General features: G+C 64.3%; 15 protein-coding genes. 3 read left to right on the plus strand and 12 right to left on the minus strand.

Annotated elements, in window-relative coordinates:
• Positions 1 to 49: 49 nt before the first annotated feature.
• On the plus strand, positions 50 to 790 hold the full coding sequence (locus J7359_RS04520; protein WP_209055364.1) for an N-formylglutamate amidohydrolase: 741 nt from the start codon (positions 50 to 52) through the stop codon (positions 788 to 790).
• A gap of 16 nt (positions 791 to 806) precedes the next feature.
• Here J7359_RS04520 and J7359_RS04525 read toward each other — a convergent pair whose 3' ends face one another.
• From J7359_RS04525 to coaBC, 9 genes are all read right to left on the minus strand, one after another.
• Positions 807 to 2,021 carry an FAD-dependent oxidoreductase gene (locus J7359_RS04525; protein ID WP_209055365.1) on the minus strand — a complete coding sequence of 405 codons (1,215 nt, stop codon included), beginning with the start codon at positions 2,019 to 2,021 and terminating at the stop codon, positions 807 to 809.
• 101 nt (positions 2,022 to 2,122) lie between these two features.
• A complete protein-coding gene (locus tag J7359_RS04530) occupies positions 2,123 to 3,334 on the minus strand; it encodes a cysteine desulfurase (RefSeq protein WP_209055366.1) in 1,212 nt (403 codons plus the stop codon).
• On the minus strand, positions 3,331 to 3,924 hold the full coding sequence (locus J7359_RS04535) for a YIP1 family protein (RefSeq protein WP_209055367.1): 594 nt from the start codon (positions 3,922 to 3,924) through the stop codon (positions 3,331 to 3,333). The genes J7359_RS04530 and J7359_RS04535 overlap by 4 nt, the downstream gene beginning before the upstream one ends.
• A complete protein-coding gene (locus J7359_RS04540) occupies positions 3,921 to 4,406 on the minus strand; it encodes a hypothetical protein (protein ID WP_247740194.1) in 486 nt (161 codons plus the stop codon). Before J7359_RS04540 ends, J7359_RS04535 begins: the two co-directional genes overlap by 4 nt.
• Entirely contained in the window at positions 4,406 to 5,746 is a 1,341-nt protein-coding gene (locus J7359_RS04545) for a SufD family Fe-S cluster assembly protein (RefSeq protein WP_209055368.1), read from the minus strand. Before J7359_RS04545 ends, J7359_RS04540 begins: the two co-directional genes overlap by 1 nt.
• Positions 5,746 to 6,501, minus strand: coding sequence for a Fe-S cluster assembly ATPase SufC (sufC, locus tag J7359_RS04550; RefSeq protein WP_209055369.1), 756 nt, complete (start codon positions 6,499 to 6,501; stop codon positions 5,746 to 5,748). Before sufC ends, J7359_RS04545 begins: the two co-directional genes overlap by 1 nt.
• Positions 6,502 to 6,567: 66 nt before the next feature.
• Positions 6,568 to 8,088, minus strand: a complete 1,521-nt coding sequence (gene sufB, locus J7359_RS04555) for a Fe-S cluster assembly protein SufB (RefSeq protein ID WP_209055370.1) — start codon at positions 8,086 to 8,088, stop codon at positions 6,568 to 6,570.
• Between the two features lie 30 nt (positions 8,089 to 8,118).
• A complete protein-coding gene (locus J7359_RS04560; protein WP_209055371.1) occupies positions 8,119 to 9,162 on the minus strand; it encodes an aminotransferase class V-fold PLP-dependent enzyme in 1,044 nt (347 codons plus the stop codon).
• Positions 9,159 to 10,391: a bifunctional phosphopantothenoylcysteine decarboxylase/phosphopantothenate--cysteine ligase CoaBC gene (coaBC, locus tag J7359_RS04565; protein WP_209055372.1), complete on the minus strand. Its 1,233-nt coding sequence runs from the start codon at positions 10,389 to 10,391 to the stop codon at positions 9,159 to 9,161. Before coaBC ends, J7359_RS04560 begins: the two co-directional genes overlap by 4 nt.
• A 124-nt stretch (positions 10,392 to 10,515) precedes the next feature.
• On the opposite strand from coaBC, the gene J7359_RS04570 reads away from it, so the two are divergent.
• Positions 10,516 to 12,030 (plus strand): YifB family Mg chelatase-like AAA ATPase, encoded by a 1,515-nt coding sequence (locus J7359_RS04570; protein ID WP_209055373.1) that lies wholly within the window; start codon positions 10,516 to 10,518, stop codon positions 12,028 to 12,030.
• Between the two features lie 28 nt (positions 12,031 to 12,058).
• Here the strand turns inward: J7359_RS04570 and gshB are convergent, their stop codons facing one another.
• The 3 genes from gshB to rsmI form a co-directional block, all read right to left on the minus strand.
• Positions 12,059 to 13,006 carry a glutathione synthase gene (gene gshB / locus J7359_RS04575; RefSeq protein WP_209055374.1) on the minus strand — a complete coding sequence of 316 codons (948 nt, stop codon included), beginning with the start codon at positions 13,004 to 13,006 and terminating at the stop codon, positions 12,059 to 12,061.
• A 67-nt stretch (positions 13,007 to 13,073) separates the two neighbouring features.
• Entirely contained in the window at positions 13,074 to 13,397 is a 324-nt protein-coding gene (locus J7359_RS04580) for a YraN family protein (protein ID WP_247740207.1), read from the minus strand.
• 173 nt (positions 13,398 to 13,570) lie between these two features.
• Positions 13,571 to 14,461, minus strand: a complete 891-nt coding sequence (gene rsmI, locus J7359_RS04585; protein ID WP_247740208.1) for a 16S rRNA (cytidine(1402)-2'-O)-methyltransferase — start codon at positions 14,459 to 14,461, stop codon at positions 13,571 to 13,573.
• A 126-nt stretch (positions 14,462 to 14,587) separates the two neighbouring features.
• Between rsmI and J7359_RS04590 the strand changes: the two genes are divergently transcribed.
• Positions 14,588 to 15,796 carry a penicillin-binding protein activator gene (locus J7359_RS04590; protein ID WP_209055376.1) on the plus strand — a complete coding sequence of 403 codons (1,209 nt, stop codon included), beginning with the start codon at positions 14,588 to 14,590 and terminating at the stop codon, positions 15,794 to 15,796.
• Positions 15,797 to 15,857: the final 61 nt, after the last annotated feature.

The following is a 15,857-nucleotide window of genomic DNA, read 5'->3' on the forward strand; positions in this document are numbered from 1 at the left end:
TGGCCCCTGTGTGGCATAGACAGCATGCGATATGAAGGATGAAGAGCACATGACAAAGCGCGCCTTCCGCGTTGAAGGCGAGGATCGCCCCTCGCGTTGGCTGATCACCTGCGACCACGCCACCAACCGCGTGCCGGAATGGGTCAACGGCGGCGATCTGGGCATCGCGGCGGCGGACATGGCGCGTCACATCGCGTTCGACGTTGGCGCGGCCGGACTTGCCGCGAAGCTTGCGGAACGCCTGCAGGCGCCCGCGATCATGTCGGATTTCTCGCGATTGGTGATCGACCCGAATCGTGGCGAGGATGATCCGACGCTGCTGATGCGGCTGTATGACGGCACGGTAATTCCCGCGAACCGCAACGCCGACGCGGCCGAACGTGAGCGCCGCCTGGCACGACTGCATCGCCCCTATCATCAGGCGCTGGCGGAACTGGCGGCGCGTCATCCCGCGCGGTGCATCTGCGCGGTCCACAGCTTCACCCCGCAACTGCGCGGCAGGCCACCCCGGCCATGGCAGGTCGGCATCCTGTATTCACATCGCGATTCAAGGCTGGGCGCGCCGATGGTTCAGGCCTGCCGCGACCAAGGCTGGGTGACCGGCGAGAACCAGCCCTATAGCGGTCACCTTCAGGGCGATTCAATTGATCGGCACGCCCTTTCACATGGCCGGCCGAACCTGCTGATCGAACTGCGCAACGACCTGATCCGGTCCGAACAGGGCCAGGCCGAATGGGCCGCACGGCTGGCACCGGTCATCACCGGGCTTCTTGCGAAAACCGGGCTGTGACGGTGCCACGCCCGGATCAGCGTTTCAGGCGGTCCGGCTGCAGTTCCGCCCAGCCCTGACCGCCATCAAGTTCGTCGGCAAGGATCTCGGCTGTCACCGGACCAAGGGTGAAGCCCTGATGCCCGTGCCCGAAATGGGCCCAGAGGTTTGCCTGATCGGGCACCCGCCCAACGACCGGCAGCATGTCCGGCATGCAGGGCCTGCGACCCGTCCAGGGCTCAGCCTCGACAGGCGCCCCGATGTCGAACAGTTCCTTCGCGGCCTCTTCGCCATGGCTCAGTTGCGGCGGCGTCAGGCGCGGATTGCGCGTCAGTTCGGCCGCGGTGGCGATCCGCAGGCCACGGCGCATCGGCGACAACACGACCGAATTGCCGAAATCGGCGATCGGATGATGCGGCGGGGCATCCATGTGATAGTGGCGGTGATAGCCGCGTTTGTAGACCATCGGCACCTTCAGCCCAAAACGGCCCAGCATCATCGGCGACCATGGACCAAGCGCAACGACGGCGTGTTCGCCCTCGGCCTCATCGGCGACCCAGGCCGCGCCCTTGCGGTGCAGATCGCCGGCATCGCCATTGATGATGCGCCCGCCCTGACGTTCGAACAGCGCCGCATAGCGCGCCACAAGCCCGCCGGGATCTGAACAGTTCCAGCTGTCAGACCAATGGGTTGCACCTTCAACTTCGACCTTTATCGAGGGTTCCAGCGCGCGCAGTTGCTTGCCATCCAGGATCTTGGCTTCGACGCCGAACTCGGTCAGGAAACGCTCGACGGATTTGCGGGCCTGATCCATTTTCTTGGGCGTGCGATGGATCTCGATATAGCCGTCGCGACGAATGATGTTGTCGGCACCGGCTGCCTGGATCAACGGTCCGTGACGTTCGGTCGATTGGCGAATCAGCTTGCCCCATGTCCGGGATGCACGACGATGCGCGGCGGGCAAAGAATTCCATGCATAGGCCCAGACGGCACCCGCCTGCGACAACAGGCCCGGAATATTCCATTTGACGTCATAGCCGCGCCCCATCGCAATCTGCATCAGCGCGCCGGGCGCCAGCGGCATGGCGTAGGGTTCAACCGCCTCGGTCTGAATCAGACCGGCATTGCCATAGCTGGTCTCGCGGCCAGGAGAGTTGCGGTCGATGATGGTGACGTCATGACCACGCGACTGCAATGCCAGCGCGGTGCTGACGCCAACCATCCCTGCACCCAGAACCAGAACTTCGGACATGCGCGCCTCCTTGCCTTATCAACGCGAGGGATGCAGAACTCGTCGCATTCCGGCAAGAAATTTCGGGCATTCTTCGACTGGTCTTCGAATCTTTGCAAGAATCAGGCGAAAAGCTCTCTGCAGAAGCTTAATCCTTCGACAAGCGCGTCCACTTCCTCGGTGGTGTTGTACATCGCGAAGGACGCGCGTGCGCTGGCGTTGATTCCATAGAAATCCATCAGCGGCATGGCACAGTGGCTTCCGGCCCTGACCGCGATGCCCTTCTTGTCCAGGATCGTCGAGATGTCGTGCGCATGTGCGCCCTGCATCGTCATGGAAAAGATCGCACCCTTGCCCGGCGCATCCCCCTGCATGTTCAGCCAGTTCAGTTCGCGCAACCGGTCACGGGCGTGATCGCGCAGCGCCTGTTCATGCGCGGCGACATTGTCCATCCCGATTTCCATCAGATATTCCAGCGCGGCACCAAGACCGATCTGATTGACGATGCCGGGCGTGCCGGCCTCGAACCGCAAGGGAGGATCGGCATAGTCGATCCCGTCCCGCGCAACGGTACGGATCATGTCGCCGCCGCCCATGAAGGGCCGCATCTCGGCCTGACGCGCGGCCTTTATCCAGATCGCGCCGGATCCCGATGGTCCGTACAGCTTGTGTCCGGTGATGCAGTAGAAATCGACACCAAGCGCGGACAGATCGACAGGCGTGTGAACGGCACCCTGACTGCCGTCCACCAGAACCGGCACGGAGGTTCCGCGGGCAATCGCGCCAACATCGACGATCGTGCCGGTCACGTTCGACATATGGGTGACGGCAATCAGCTTGGTCTTTGGTCCGACAGCCTGCAAGACCTTCTCTGCGGGCAGGCTGCCATCGGGATCGGGCTCGACCCATTTCAGCACCACACCCTGCCGTTCGCGCAGGAAATGCCACGGCACGATATTGGCGTGATGTTCCAGCACCGACAGCACGATTTCGTCGCCTGCCTGCAATCGAGGCGCGGCCCAGCCATAGCTGACCAGATTGATCCCCTCGGTTCCGCCCGAAGTGAAGATGATCTCGTCCTCGCGCGGGGCATTCAGGAATTTCGCGATGATCGCGCGGACGCGTTCATAGTTGTCGGTCGCCAGATTCGACAAGTAATGCAGCCCGCGATGCACATTGGCGTATTCGCCCTCGTATGCACGGGTGATGGCCTCGATCACCTGACGCGGCTTTTGCGCGCTCGCGCCGTTGTCCAGATAGACCAGCGGGCGCCCGTTGACCTGCCGCGACAGGATCGGGAAATCGGCGCGGATGGCGGAAACGTCAAATGTCATTGTGGCACCTCGGGAAGCAAGCCGAAAGCAGCGGCCAGAAACGACAGAACGAAACCAACGGCAAGCGCCGTGGCGAACATGACCAGCATCACCTTGATGCCGCTTTGAAACCCATGCAACGCCTTGGTGAACTGCACCGTCAGCCACAGAAAGACCGCGATCGCAACGATGCCCAGGATGCCGGCAAGACCCGGCAGGATCAGCGACAGCAGCAACTGCACCAACTGCACCAGCAGAAGCACGACCTCGATCCAGACGGTCAGCAGCAACGCGTCCTCGAACCGTCCCTGTCCGCCGAACATGCGCCCGACCCCGGCCATCAGCGACGCCGCCAGAGCGATCGCGCAGAACTGGATGCCCGCCATGATCATCGGCTGCGCGGTCAGGACCAGAACGCCAGAGGCCGCGCCCTCGGGCAGCGGGAACATCTGCGCAGACATCCACGCCAGCAGTGCCGACACAGACACAGCCAGCGCCAGCGCCATCCAGCGGGCCGACAAAGGCAAGTTCATCCCGATCAGCGCGCGCGCCGCCCCCTCGGGGTTGCGGAAGCTTTGGCCGACAAGCATCTTCAGATCGTCGAAATTCATTCTTTCCTCGCCAGCGCACGGACACCGGCGCCCCAGATCATCAAGAACCCGACGCCAACCAGAACCTGTGTCAGCATTTGCGCCGGACCCGGCCCGATCAACCCCGCAACAATGCCCCACAACAACATTGCGGGCGACACCGCCAGCAGCGCCCAGAACAGCGCCAGCCGCGAATCCTCGGGCGTCAGCCGCTTCGGAAACAGCCGCGACAGCATCGAAACGATCGCCGCCACCGCATAGGCGATCAGCGGCATCATGAACAGCACCGCCAGCATCGCGCCCCCCATCCGTGCCTCGAACGGGACCGATGGGTCAAGCTGCGCCTCGCGCGCCCGCAGCGGGCCTTGCGCGATCAGAAAGATCAGCAGTGCCGCCATCAGGACCGCAAGCTTGCTCGATTCCGGCATCGTGGACAGGCCCCGCACCACGCGGCGCGGCGACCACCAGCTTTGCATAATGCGCGGCAGGATGCCGCGACGCATCACTGTTTGGCGCGACGGGTCAGCCAAGCTTCCAACCGGTCATTGATCTGGCCGCGCAGCGTTTCATCCTCGATTTCCTCCAACGCATCGGCAAGGAAGGACAGCACAAGGAACACGATTGCGCGGTCATAGGGCACCCCGCGCGACCGCATGTAGAACAGCGCGGTCTCGTCGATCGCGCCGGTCGTCGAACCATGCGAACACTTGACGTCATCGGCATAGATTTCCAGTTCCGGCTTGGCAAGGAACTGGCTGCGTTCGTCCAGAAGCAGTGCTTGGCTGATCTGATAGCCGTCGGTCTTCTGCGCGCCGGGTTTCACAAGGATCTTGCCCTGGAACACGCCTTCCGCGCCGTTCTTAAGGACCTTCTTGAAGACCTGCCGGCTTTCGCAACGCTCGGCCGAATGGGTGATGAATACCGTATCGTCATGATGGAACGGACCGACATGGCCATCGCCCAGCACGGCTGCGGCGATATGGGCCACAGCATCGTCGCCGACGATGTCGATAACACCCTCGTGCCGCATCAGCGTGCCATTCACGGACAGATTGAACGCCTTCAGCTGCGCTTCGGCACCCACGCGCGCGAACAGGTGGGACAGACCCAGCTTCTGATGGCCCGCCCGCTTGGCGGTGATGTGGTGCAGCTTCGCGCCGCGCGCCAGATCCACCTCGATCACCGAGTTGGATCGCGCGCCGACCATCCCGGTCTCAAGCAGCGTCAGTTCGGCGCCTTCCTCGACCCGGATCACATGATGCCAGCTGACATCTGCATCCTCGCGCGCCCGGCGATGAATGATGTGCACGGGCTTCGCCGGCCTGCCGGTCACCCGGATCAGAACGCCATCCGCTGCGGTCGCGGTGTTCAGCACCGCGAAGGGGCGTTTGACCGGGCTTTGCCCTGCGGTTTCCAGCTTTCCGTAGACGTCCGCCGCCCAATGACTGTCCTGAGCATCGGCATTCGCCAGCGTGTCGATCTCGATGCCCTCCAGCATCAGGTCATCCGACGACGCGGCGTCGAACGCGCCATCGACGAACACCAGCGTCAGCCGGTCGAGATCGGTGAACAGCGGCGAATCGGGTGCCTTGTCCTCGATCGGGATCGGTTGCGGGACGGGCGCATTGAACGGGCGCGGATCGGTATAGCGCCAGTATTCATCGCGCGGTCCAGGCAGTCCCATGTCGCGCAGGCGCGCCAAGGCATCGGCGCGTGCAGCGGCGGTGAACCCGCCCTTAGGCAAGGTCATCGCGTCAAGCCTTGCCTGCAGCGCGTCGGCGGCCTTTGCCGCGCCGCTGACCTGCGGTGTCACGTCTTTCGTCTTCACGGCGGCTTCTGACATCAGCCAGCCTCCGCCAGAAGATCGCCATAGCCCTCGTCTTCGATCTGCAGGGCCAGATCGGGCCCGCCAGACTTCACGATGCGGCCGTTTGACATGATATGGACCACGTCCGGCTGGATGTGATTCAGCAGACGCTGATAATGGGTGATGACAAGGAAGCTGCGGTCGGGGCCGCGCAGCGCGTTCACACCGTCAGCGACCAGACGCATCGCATCGACATCCAGACCGGAATCGGTCTCGTCCATGATGCACATCCGCGGGGCCAGCATCGCCATCTGCAGGATCTCGTTGCGCTTTTTCTCGCCGCCCGAGAAACCGACATTGACGGGACGTTTCAGCATCTCGGCGTCGATGTCCAGATTGCGGGCCTTCTCGCGGATCTGCTTGAGGAACTCTGCCGAAGACAGTTCTTCCTCCCCGCGCGCCTTGCGCTGTGCGTTCACCGCCGTCCGCAGGAAGGTCATGTTGCCGACGCCCGGAATTTCGACCGGGTACTGGAAGGCCAGGAACAGGCCCGCCGCGGCACGTTCTTCAGGCTCCATGTCCAGCAGGCTTTCACCGTCCAGCGTTGCGTCACCCTCGGTGACTTCATAACCGTCCCGGCCCGACAGGACATAGGACAGGGTGGACTTTCCCGACCCGTTCGGACCCATGATCGCATGCACCTGACCGGCAGGCACCTCCAGCGACAGCCCCTTCAGGATCTGTTTGTCTTCTTCCTCAAGTTTCACATGCAGGTTGTTGATCTTAAGCATCTTTACCTCGTCAGATGGTGGCGGCGGTGCCGACCGTCCGGCACCATCATCAAATCTCGTCTGGGCTTAGCCCACGGAACCTTCCAGCGAAATCGCGACAAGCGATTGCGCCTCCATGGCGAATTCCATCGGAAGGGCCTGCAACACGTCGCGGCAGAAGCCGTTCACGACCAACGCGACCGCTTCTTCCTCGTCCATGCCGCGCGACCGGCAATAGAACAGCTGGTCGTCATCGACCTTGCTGGTCGTTGCCTCGTGTTCCACGCGGCTGCTGGTGTTCTTCACCTCTATATACGGCACGGTATGCGCGCCGCATTTGTCGCCGATCAGCAGACTGTCGCATTGCGTATAGTTGCGGCTGTTGGTCGCGCGGGGATGCATCGACACAAGACCGCGATAGGTGTTCTGCGCCTGCCCCGCCGAAATTCCCTTGGAAACAATGCGCGAGCGGGTGTTCTTGCCAAGATGCACCATCTTGGTGCCGGTGTCGGCCTGCTGCCAGTTATTGGCGATGGCGATGGAATAGAACTCGCCCTGGCTTTCGTCGCCGCGCAGGATGCAGGACGGATATTTCCAGGTGATCGCGCTGCCGGTTTCGACCTGCGTCCACATCACCTTGGCCCGTGCCTCGCGGCAATCGGCGCGCTTGGTGACGAAATTGTAGATCCCGCCCTTGCCGTTCTCGTCGCCGGGGAACCAGTTCTGGACCGTCGAATACTTGACCTCTGCATCCTCCAGCACGACGATTTCGACCACTGCGGCGTGCAGCTGGTTGGTATCGCGTTGGGGTGCAGTGCAGCCTTCAAGATAGCTGACGTAGGATCCCTTGTCGGCGATGATAAGCGTGCGCTCGAACTGGCCTGTGTTCTCGGCATTGATGCGGAAATAGGTGGACAGTTCCATCGGGCAGCGAACGCCCGGCGGCACGTACACGAACGAGCCGTCCGAAAACACCGCGCTGTTCAGCGTGGCGAAGAAGTTGTCCGATTGCGGAACGACACTGCCAAGGTATTTCTTGACCAGCTCGGGATGCTCGCGGATCGCCTCGCTGATCGAACAGAAGATGACACCGGCCTTGGCCAGTTCATCCTTGAAGGTGGTGCCCACGCTGACACTGTCGAAAACCGCGTCGACGGCGACCTTGCGACCTTCGGCCGGGGCGGCATCCGCGCCTTCGACGCCCGCAAGGATCATCTGTTCCTTCAGCGGGATCCCAAGCTTTTCATAGGTTGCCAGCAGCTTGGGATCGACCTCGTCCAGCGACTTGGGCTTGATCTCCATGCTTTTCGGCCGGGCATAGTAATACTGATCCTGATAGTCGATCACGGGATAATTCAGCATTGCCCATTTCGGCTCGGACATGGTCTGCCAGCGGCGAAAGGCCTCAAGCCTCCACTCCGTCATCCATTCCGGCTCTTCGTTCTTTTGCGAGATCAGGCGGACGATATCTTCGTTCAGCCCCTTCGGGGCATAGTCCATCTCGATCTCGGTATCCCAGCCATATTTGTAGCTGCCCATGTTCTGAACGGTCTCGACCGTTTCGCGGTCAACACCTTCACGAACGTCAAGATCGGGGGTCTGGGTCATCCTTTGTCCTTCCTGGGGCCGGGCATCCGCCTAGCCATTCCTGTCGCGCCAGCGTGAATACGCGCTTTCCCATGCATCCGCAAATCGGTTCATCTGATCCTCGCCCAAAGCCGGACTTATCGAAATGCGGATCGCCGATTGCGCCTCGTCATCGCTGAAACCCATCGCCTGCAACGCACCGCTGGCCCGGACCTTGCCCGACGAACAGGCCGATCCCGCCGACACGGCAAAGCCCGCAAGATCCATCTGCATGACCTGGGTTTCGCCTTTCCATCCCGATGTAAGAATGCAGGTGGTATTCGGCAAGCGCCGCGCGCCCTTTCCGGCGATTCTGGCACCCGGCGCGATGTCCAGCAACCGCGCCTCCAGCGCGTCGCGCCGCGCGGCCACCTGATCCCACAGCCCGGCTTCCAGTTCCGCCTGCGCGGCGGTCGCGGCTGCGGCAAAGCCTGCGATGCCGATCAGGTTTTCCGTGCCCGCCCGGCGGCCCTGTTCCTGACCGCCGCCACGGATCAGCGCGGGGATGTCGGTGCCCTTCTTCAAGATCAGCGCGCCAACCCCCTTCGGGCCGCCCAGCTTGTGGGCACTGACGAATCCCGCCGTGACCCCAAGCCAGTTGAACGCGAACGGAATCTTGCCGAAGGCCTGCGTCAGATCGCTGCTGCCCAGCCCATCGGGCAGGTCCTGCACGACGCCGGTCTCGTTGTTGGCCAGTTGCAGGCTGCTTTGCGCCGGAACGGGAACCGTCACGATCCCGTCGGCATCGACGGCCAGCGACGGATCGCACCAGACCTTTACGGCGCTGTGTTCGGTCGGGGCGCAGGCGATCTTGCGACCGGCCAGCACCATCGCCGCCGCCTCGGTCGTCCCCGAGGTGAAGATCACGTCGGCACCCTCGGCCCCAAGCGCGGCGGCCAGTTGGTCGCGGGACCGTTCCAGCAACATTCGCGCGGCGCGGCCCTCGGCATGCACCGAGGACGGGTTGCCCGGCAGATCCATCGACTCGATCATCGCCGCGCGCGCCTCGGGCCGCAAAGGCGTCGTCGCGTTCCAGTCAAGATAGTGCCGGCTCATGTCAGCGCCTCGGCGATTTCCTTGGCCAGACGGCGCGCGACCGCATCCTTGCCCATGCGCGGCCATTCCTCTGCCCCGGTATCGCGGATCAGCGTGACGGCGTTTTCCGTGCCCCCCATGATTCCGGTCGCCGGACTGACATCATTGGCCACGATCCAGTCGCAGCCCTTGCGCTGCCGTTTCGCAGTCGCGTTCTCGATCACCTCGTGGGTCTCGGCCGCGAATCCGACAACCAGTGTCGGGCGCCGCTTGTGCAGGCCGCTGACCCAGGCCAGGATATCCGGGTTTTCGGTCATCTCCAGCGCCGGAGGCTTGCCGGACCCATCCTTCTTGATCTTGCGCGCCCCGGCGTTCGTCACCCGCCAGTCGGCGACGGCGGCGGCCATCACCGCCGCGTCCGCGGGCAGCGCCTCGCTGACCGCTTCGCGCATCTCGCGCGCCGTTTCGACCCGGATCACCTCAACCCCTTCGGGCGGGGCGATGCTGGCAGGGCCGGTCACAAAGCTGACCCGCGCACCCAGGTCGCGCAATGCTGTTGCAATGGCCGTGCCCTGGGCACCGGACGAACGATTCGCGATATAGCGCACCGGATCAATCGGTTCATGCGTGGGTCCCGATGTGACGATGACATGACGCCCCAGCAATGGGCCGCGCGGCACCTGCACCGCCTGGGTCAATCGCAACGGTTCGTCGGCAAGGGCGGTGCGGATCGCGGTCATGATCGCCTCTGGCTCGGCCATGCGACCGGGACCGAATTCGCCGCACGCCATGTCGCCCTCGTCCGGGCCGACAGTCAGGATCCCGTCGCCGCGCAATGTCTGAAGATTGCGTCCTGTCGCCGGATGCTGCCACATCCGAACATTCATCGCAGGCGCGATCAACACGCGCTTGTCGGTTGCCAGCAGCAGGGTCGAGGCCAGGTCGTCCGCCAGACCCTGCGCCATCTTCGCCATCAGATCCGCCGTCGCCGGTGCGACCACGACAAGATCCGCGTTGCGGGACAGCTGGATATGACCGATCTCGGCCTCTTTGGCGATGTCGAACAAGCCTTCATGCGCGGCCTCACCCGCCAGAACCGACAGGGTCATCGCCGTGGTGAACTGCGCGCCGGCCCGCGTCAGCACAGGCGTCACCGCCAGCCCGTCGGCCCGCATCAGCCGGATCAGCTGAGGCAGCTTGTAGGCGGCGATACCGCCGCCGACGATCAGAAGGATACGCTTGCCGTCCATGCCGCCTCCGAAAACCTGCCCGACAGATAGGCGTTCGGGCCACATGCCGCAAGCGAGCGAAGCCGTTAACCAATCCTTAAGTGCTGGCGCGCTAAACCCCCGGACGAACATGTCAGGGGGGCAGATGGTCGCCATCGCCTATTCCGTCGCCTTAGAGGGGGTCGAGGCGCGACTGGTCGAGGTCCAGTGCTCGGTTTCGGCCGGCCTGCCGGGCTTTGCGATCGTGGGGCTGCCCGACAAGGCGGTCAGCGAGGCACGCGAGCGCGTCAAGGCGGCCTTCGGGGCGATGGCCATAGCGATGCCCAGCAAGCGCCTGACGGTCAACCTGTCGCCCGCCGACCTTCCGAAAGAGGGATCGCATTTCGACCTGCCGATCGCGCTTGCGGTGTTGGCCGCGTTGGACATCATCCCGTCGGAAGAACTTTCGCGCTGCGTCTGCCTTGGCGAACTGGCGCTGGATGGACGGCTGGTCGCGGTGACGGGCGCCCTGCCCGCCGCGATGGCTGCGGCCGAAGATGACCGCGCGCTGATCTGCCCGCGCGCTTGCGGACCAGAGGCCGCGTGGGTCGAGACGGTGCCGGTGATCGCGCCATCGACGCTGCGCGAGACGGTCGATCATCTGACCGACCGCCACCCCCTGTCCCGCGCCGCGCCCGGAACGGTCGGCGCGTCGGCCCCGCTCGGATGCCTGTCCGAAGTGAAGGGTCAGGAACGCGCCAAGCGTGCCCTGGAAATCGCGGCGGCTGGCCGGCACCATCTGCTGATGGTCGGCCCGCCCGGCGCCGGAAAGTCGATGCTGGCGGCCAGGCTTCCCGGCCTTTTGCCGCCGCTGTCGCCGGTCGAGGCGCTGGAAACCTCGATGATCCATTCGCTGGCCGGCGTACTGGAGGACGGCGGAATCTCGCGCCAGGCGCCGTTCCGCGAACCCCATCACACCGCCTCGATGCCGGCCATCGTCGGCGGCGGACGCGGCGCCAAGCCGGGCGAGATCAGCCTTGCCCATAACGGCGTGCTGTTCATGGATGAGTTTCCGGAATTTCCCAGACAGGTGCTGGAAACCCTGCGTCAGCCCATCGAGACGGGCGAGGTGGTGGTGGCCCGCGCGAACGCGCATATTCGCTATCCTTGCAGATTTCTGCTGGCCGCCGCCGCGAATCCCTGCCGCTGCGGTCATCTGGCGGACGCTGCGCGGGCATGTTCGCGTGCGCCCGCCTGCGGGGGCGACTACATGGGGCGGATTTCGGGCCCGCTGATGGACCGCTTCGACCTGCGGCTGGAAGTGCCAGCCGTCAGTTTCATGGATCTGGAGATGCCATCGGGTGGAGAAAGCTCTGCGCAGATCGCCGGCCGGGTCGCAGCAGCCCGCACGCGTCAACTTGCCCGCTTCCGCGAGCATCCCAGGCTTCGCGCTAACGCCGATGCGTCAGGCGCGGTGCTGGACGAGATCGCCACCCCCGACAGCGAAGGACGGGCGCTGATCCTGAAAGCGTCCGAGAAGCTGGGACTGACCGCGCGCGGCTATCACCGGATCCTTCGCACGGCCCGCACCATTGCCGATCTCGAAGGATCGGACGGCATCCGCACGCCCCATCTGGCCGAGGCGATCAGCTATCGCCTGCCTTTCGTCGCGGGCGGCTGAAGGGGCCAATCGGCACCTGTGGCGCGCGTCAGCGTGCGCTAAGCCGGCGCTCGATCGCGTCCCACATCATCGCCGCGGCGTTGATGCCGTCGAAACGTTCCAGTTCCTGAATTCCGGTTGGCGATGTCACGTTGATTTCGGTCAGCCAGCCGTCGATCACGTCGATGCCTGTGAAGATCAGACCTTTTTCCCGCAATACGGGCGCCAGTCGGGCGCAGATCTCGCGTTCTCGTTCGGTCAGGCCAACCTTTTCGGCGCGGCCGCCCACATGCATGTTCGACCGCGCCTCGCCTTCCTGAGGAACACGGTTGATCGCTCCGGCGACCTCGCCGTCGATCAGGATGATCCGCTTGTCCCCCTTGCTGACGGCGGGCAGGTATTTTTGGGCGATCATCGGCTCGCGGTTGATGCCCGCAAAGGTTTCCAGCAGCGCCGACAAGTTGGGGTCGCCGCGCCGCAGGTGGAACACCCCGGCGCCGCCATTGCCGTAAAGCGGCTTGACGATGATTTCGTCGTGGCGATCGCGGAACCTGCGAAACGCCGCCAGGTCGCGCGCGATCATCGTGGGAGGCGTCAGATCCGGAAAATCCAGCACCATCAGCTTTTCCGGGCAGTTGCGCACCCAGAACGGATCGTTGACCACAAGGGTCGCAGGATGAACGCGATCCAGCAGATGAGTGGATGTGACATACGCCATGTCGAAGGGCGGATCCTGACGCAGCCAGACGACGTCGAATTCCGTCAGTTCGACCTCTTCCCAGTCTCCGAAACTGACATGATCGCCCTCGATCCTGCGCAGGGTGACAGGCCTGCCGCGCGCAATCACGCGACCCTCGTCATATCGAAGCTGATCTGCGGCATACTGGAAAAGCCGATGACCGCGCGCCTCGGCCTCAAGGCCAATTCTGAATGTGCTATCCGCGTGGATCGCAACATCCTCGATCGGATCCATCTGCAAGGCGACGTATAGGCTCATGGCACGCTCCGGAACGGTCTCGCCCGGTTGTTACCCGTCGCCTGCGGGGATGCAAGGGCCTGCCGCTCTATGCCTCGGCGAAGGCGTTCTCCAGCATCTCCACCCGGCCCGTGCCATCGACCAGTGCGACATCGAAGCGCATGCTGGTCAACTGACCGTCGGGCAGGTCGGCGCAATAGGCACAGGCGGCGGCGCAGATGCGATCCATCTGGGATCGTCCCAGACGTATCGCGGCCTCTGCGTGCGAGGCGGCCTGCTTGACCTCGACGAAGACCACCGCATCGCCATCGCGACAGATCAGGTCGATTTCGCCTCCGGCACTGCGCCAGCGCCGGGCCAGAACAGTGCGTCCCTTCGCGGCAAGGTGACGCGCCACGCTGTCTTCGGCCATCTCGCCCGAAAGTGCGGCCAGAACGCCGCGGCTCCGGCGCTGCGCGCGCGTGGTGGAAGTGGGTTCCGGCCCTCCGGCTTTTCGCTTCAGCATCCCTGCACCATGTCCCATTGCGTATTTCCTCAGCCGATCTTCAGCACCATATCACGTCAGGATCCGCCGGGCCGAACAGGTCACTTGTCTTCGGCCTGACCGCCCATCGCAAGCGCCATCTGATAGACGTCGCGCCGCGCAAGGCCCAACTCCCGGGCCACCTCCTTGGCGGCATCCTTGACCGACATGTCCGCCAGTCGCCGCTGAAGCGCCTTGCGGACATCGTCGTCGTCGACGACCGCGGCGGCCGGACGATCCAGCAGCATGACGACCTCACCCTTCAGGCCCGTCATGCGCGGATCTTCTGAAAGCTCCTGTGCCGTTCCCCGGATCACCTCTTCGAATTTCTTGGTCAGTTCCCTTGCCACCACGGTAACGCGATTCGGGTCAATCTCGCACAATTCCCTCAATGTCTGGTTAACGCGCCTGGGACTTTCGAACAGGATCAGGGTCGCATCGACTTGCGACCATTGGCGCAACCAAGCCGCGCGGGCCGAGGCCGTCGCGGGTGGAAACCCCGCGAATAGGAACCGGTCGCTTGGCAGCCCCGACAGGCTGAGCGCCGCCAGCGCCGCCGAGGCCCCCGGCACGGCGTGGACCCGCACCCCCGCCAGTGCCGCGTCGCGGGCCAACCGGTAACCGGGATCCGCAACCAGCGGCGTGCCCGCATCCGAGGCATAGGCGACGCTGGCCCCTTCGGCCAGCGCGGCCATCAGCGCAGGGCGTGCACGAGCCGCATTGTGATCGTGATAGGGCAAGACCCGCCGACCGCGCAGTGGAATGCCGTGAATTTCCATCAGGTGCCGCATCACCCGCGTATCTTCGGCGGCCAGAACATCGGCGCTGTTCAGCACGTCCAGCGCGCGCAGGGTGATATCGCGGGCCGTGCCGATCGGGGTCGCAACCAGATACAGCCCGGGGTCCAGATGTGCGGCAGCGACATGCGCCTCGAGCCGCTGCGGAGGCTTCATCGCATTCTCGCTCATCCTGCCTTCTCCCGTGTGATGACGACCGCGCCGCCAATTGCCAATCCGGCGCGATCCACTTAGGCTGCGCGCTAATCGCCGCCATCAGATCATACTGCAGGGAAGTTTCACATGTTCGCATCTGCCACAACCCGGCCCTTCGCGGGGCTGCGCCGCACATTCTGCCGCGCTGGCGCCGTGATCTCGGCGTTTTTCCTTGCTGCCTGCGATCCCGCCGGCATGGGCCAGCAGGCCAGCGGCCCCAGCATCGGCCCGATGATCGATCCCGGTCAGCCGGTGCAGGTGGCGCTGCTGGCCCCTGCCGGCAGCGGATCGGCCAACCTTGAATGGCTGGCGCGCAGCCTGAAGAACGCCGCGCGCATGGCCGCAGCAGATGCACAGGGCGCGACCATCGATCTGCGCATCTATGACACCGGCGACAGCACTGCGCAGGCCGTCGCGCAGGCCAATGCCGCCGCCGACGCGGGCGCGCAGATCATCCTTGGTCCGCTGTTCGCCGAAGGTGCCAACGCTGTTGGCAACGCCATGCGCCCGCGCGGAATCAACGTGCTGTCCTTCTCGAACAACGCCGAGATCGCGGGCGGCAATGTCTATATCCTTGGCAACAGCTTCGCCAATGTCGCTGACCGGCTGGTCGGATTCGGCGCCAAGCACGGCAAACGGAACATCTATGTCGTGGCCGAGAACGACGTCGCCGGCCAGATCGGCGGTCGCGCGATCGAGACCGCAATCGCCCGCAACGGCGCCCGGCTGGCGGGACGCAGCAATCACCCGGTGTCGGTCAGCGGGATCGACAGCGTGACGCCCCAGATCGTCGCAGCGGCACAGTCGGGTCAGGTCGATGCCGTGTTCATGACGGCAAATAATCAGGCGGTCCTGCCCTATCTGACCGAAAAACTGGCGGCGGCGGGCGTCACGTCGCAGGTCACCCAGTTCATGGGCCTGACCCGCTGGGATCAGCCGGCGTCGCGCATGTCGCTGCCGCAACTGCAGAACGGCTGGTTCGCGATACCAGACCAGGGCCTGAAGCAGCAGTTCGACGCCCGCTATCAGTCCGCCTACGGAGAACAACCGCACGAACTGGCGACGCTGGCTTATGATGGCGTCGCGGCCATTGCGTCGCTCGCCCGCGCCGGAAATCGGAATGCCCTGACGACGACCGGGCTGACCCAGCGTTCCGGGTTCTCGGGCGTGGGCGGGGTCTTCCGGCTGCGGCGTGATGGCACCATCGAGCGCGGCCTTGCCGTTGCCACGATCCGGGGCAATCAGGTCGTGATCCTGGATCCGGCGCCGCGCGGCTTCGGTGGCTTCGGGTTCTGATCTTGCCGCCCAGCCCTGCACAATCCACCGTTCAAAGCGCCCCGGCATTGCCCGGGGCGCA

The sequence above is a fragment of the Paracoccus sp. R12_2 genome (assembly GCF_017744015.1).
Classification (GTDB): domain Bacteria; phylum Pseudomonadota; class Alphaproteobacteria; order Rhodobacterales; family Rhodobacteraceae; genus Paracoccus.

What these genes read in the sequence shown, in the direction of transcription:
- J7359_RS04520 (WP_209055364.1), top strand. Translation starts at nt 50, where the DNA reads ATGACAAAGCGCGCCTTCCGCGTTGAAGGCGAGGATCGCCCCTCGCGT.
- J7359_RS04525 (WP_209055365.1), bottom strand. Translation starts at nt 2,021, where the DNA reads ATGTCCGAAGTTCTGGTTCTGGGTGCAGGGATGGTTGGCGTCAGCACC.
- J7359_RS04530 (WP_209055366.1), bottom strand. Translation starts at nt 3,334, where the DNA reads ATGACATTTGACGTTTCCGCCATCCGCGCCGATTTCCCGATCCTGTCG.
- J7359_RS04535 (WP_209055367.1), bottom strand. Translation starts at nt 3,924, where the DNA reads ATGAATTTCGACGATCTGAAGATGCTTGTCGGCCAAAGCTTCCGCAAC.
- J7359_RS04540 (WP_247740194.1), bottom strand. Translation starts at nt 4,406, where the DNA reads ATGCGTCGCGGCATCCTGCCGCGCATTATGCAAAGCTGGTGGTCGCCG.
- J7359_RS04545 (WP_209055368.1), bottom strand. Translation starts at nt 5,746, where the DNA reads ATGTCAGAAGCCGCCGTGAAGACGAAAGACGTGACACCGCAGGTCAGC.
- sufC (WP_209055369.1), bottom strand. Translation starts at nt 6,501, where the DNA reads ATGCTTAAGATCAACAACCTGCATGTGAAACTTGAGGAAGAAGACAAA.
- sufB (WP_209055370.1), bottom strand. Translation starts at nt 8,088, where the DNA reads ATGACCCAGACCCCCGATCTTGACGTTCGTGAAGGTGTTGACCGCGAA.
- J7359_RS04560 (WP_209055371.1), bottom strand. Translation starts at nt 9,162, where the DNA reads ATGAGCCGGCACTATCTTGACTGGAACGCGACGACGCCTTTGCGGCCC.
- coaBC (WP_209055372.1), bottom strand. Translation starts at nt 10,391, where the DNA reads ATGGACGGCAAGCGTATCCTTCTGATCGTCGGCGGCGGTATCGCCGCC.
- J7359_RS04570 (WP_209055373.1), top strand. Translation starts at nt 10,516, where the DNA reads ATGGTCGCCATCGCCTATTCCGTCGCCTTAGAGGGGGTCGAGGCGCGA.
- gshB (WP_209055374.1), bottom strand. Translation starts at nt 13,006, where the DNA reads ATGAGCCTATACGTCGCCTTGCAGATGGATCCGATCGAGGATGTTGCG.
- J7359_RS04580 (WP_247740207.1), bottom strand. Translation starts at nt 13,397, where the DNA reads ATGGCCGAAGACAGCGTGGCGCGTCACCTTGCCGCGAAGGGACGCACT.
- rsmI (WP_247740208.1), bottom strand. Translation starts at nt 14,461, where the DNA reads ATGAAGCCTCCGCAGCGGCTCGAGGCGCATGTCGCTGCCGCACATCTG.
- J7359_RS04590 (WP_209055376.1), top strand. Translation starts at nt 14,588, where the DNA reads ATGTTCGCATCTGCCACAACCCGGCCCTTCGCGGGGCTGCGCCGCACA.